The organism is Staphylococcus sp. HMSC056G08 (genome assembly GCF_001812305.1).
GTDB lineage: Bacteria > Bacillota > Bacilli > Staphylococcales > Staphylococcaceae > Staphylococcus > Staphylococcus simulans.
Genome location: NZ_KV808465.1, coordinates 1 through 1,670 on the forward strand (window position 1 = coordinate 1; position 1,670 = coordinate 1,670).

4 protein-coding genes are annotated in these 1,670 nt (G+C 32.6%); all 4 read left to right on the forward strand.

Features of this window, described 5'->3' with window-relative positions:
• On the forward strand, positions 1-317 hold a 317-nt coding region (locus HMPREF2846_RS06320), incomplete at its 5' end, for a phage terminase small subunit P27 family (protein WP_070626182.1).
• Positions 318-379: 62 nt separating this feature from the next.
• Positions 380-913 (forward strand): spore coat protein, encoded by a 534-nt coding sequence (locus HMPREF2846_RS06325; protein WP_070626244.1) that lies wholly within the window; start codon positions 380-382, stop codon positions 911-913.
• Positions 910-1,227 carry a hypothetical protein gene (locus HMPREF2846_RS06330; RefSeq protein WP_070626184.1) on the forward strand — a complete coding sequence of 106 codons (318 nt, stop codon included), beginning with the start codon at positions 910-912 and terminating at the stop codon, positions 1,225-1,227. Before HMPREF2846_RS06325 ends, HMPREF2846_RS06330 begins: the two co-directional genes overlap by 4 nt.
• Entirely contained in the window at positions 1,224-1,550 is a 327-nt protein-coding gene (locus HMPREF2846_RS06335; RefSeq protein ID WP_070626187.1) for a sigma-70 family RNA polymerase sigma factor, read from the forward strand. The genes HMPREF2846_RS06330 and HMPREF2846_RS06335 overlap by 4 nt, the downstream gene beginning before the upstream one ends.
• The last annotated feature ends 120 nt before the right edge of the window (positions 1,551-1,670 follow it).

A 1,670-nucleotide genomic window follows, 5' to 3' on the forward strand; every position in this document is an offset into this window, starting at 1 on the left:
AATGGCAACGTATTATTCCGTTACTACAAGAATTACCGATTGCAGAATTAGATTTTACATTAATCAAAAAATATTGTGAATTAGTGGATATAAACGATGATGCATACCGCTATATTCAAGAAAATGGCTATATAGATCCTGATACTAATAAAAAATCAGGCACGTTTATGGTCTATATGGAATCTATGAAAGAGCTTCGTTCTATTTGTGGGTCGTTAGGACTAACAATTGATTCAAGGTTACGCTTAGTTGTACCTTCTGAAAGCGAAGTTAAGAAATCTGTGTATGAGGAATTTGGAATGGGTGATGACGATTAAATACCAGTACAAAACTAATAGAAATATAAACTAAATAAAGTTTGAAGGAGTGTGTAGCGGTGTTGCTGAAGGAAAACAAACATACTTTCAGTTATGAAAGAGAAGAAAAAATTTCAGAATATGAGTTGTTGATTAAATACAATCCTCAATTCATTAATCGAAAATGCCAAGCACTCGAAGAACAAATAAACGCAATGTATCACCTGAACATCTCACATATGACTTGTGATGAAGCAACGGGGGTAGTTGTTACCAGTTATCCTTTAGAAAAGTTAGTCGTATGGATTATAGAGAAAAAAGAAGAGTTAGAACATTATAAAAAGCAATCATCTGAACGCTTGAATTTACTTAAAAAGATCATCAGCACATACAAATATCAAGACCAACAAGAAATCATGCACTATATGCGTACAAATGGCGTTTATAAGCCTTATAAGAGCATTGAGAAGTTATGTGAAGATTTATATAGAAACACGCATAAAGCCCGTGTAATGCGTCAGAGAGACCATTTGGAAGAACAAAGAAAATATTTTGATGAAGAAGTAGAAAAAGTAAGAACTACATTACAAACTCAAAGAGAGGAGCTAGTTATATGAAAGCCTTAAAGAGTTTCGATTACAAAATACTGAGTGGATACATGGAAAACTATCAAACATTAGTTGATGAGTATAAAACACAAGCAAGTGAAATGAGTGAACAGAGATACAACAGAGTTGAAGATGTTGTAAAGGGGATTACTGAAGTATATAACACTGCAACACTACAAGAACAGCAGTTAATTAAGATGTTATGGTGGGATAAGCACCCTTATGACATTATTGCAGATGTTTTAGGTATCACAGAGAATACCATTAAGCACGCTAGAGAAGCTATATTACGCCGTGTTGCTAAAGCTAGTGTTTATATATGATATATGACAAAGAGAGCGTTAAAGCCTTTGTATTAAGTTATGAGAGTCGCCCTCTCAATAAACCGCTAGTAGAACAAGATATACATGACTTCTTTTCACTAGATCCATACAATATATCACCAGAAACAAATGATAATATAGAAAGTAATATATTTTATAATGAATTGGAATCTGTTATTGATAATATTGCTACGGACAGAGAATTCTATATATTCCATATGTTAGCTCATGGTGCAAAGTATGAAGAAGTTGGTCGTATTATGCGTGTATCTGGTGAAAGAATAAGACAAATATTTAATGAATTACTTGATAAGCTGCCCTAACAGGTGGCTTCTGTCCTTATACTTAGAAATGAATAAAAAAGAGATGAGAGAGCTTTTATTTTGCATTGAGAAAGTGACAGAATTTGTGTTTTAAATTCAAAAAAATTGGTTATATATTAA

Coding starts and splice junctions, on each gene's coding strand:
- HMPREF2846_RS06335 (WP_070626187.1), top strand. CDS start 1,224: ATGATATATGACAAAGAGAGCGTTAAAGCCTTTGTATTAAGTTATGAG.
- HMPREF2846_RS06330 (WP_070626184.1), top strand. CDS start 910: ATGAAAGCCTTAAAGAGTTTCGATTACAAAATACTGAGTGGATACATG.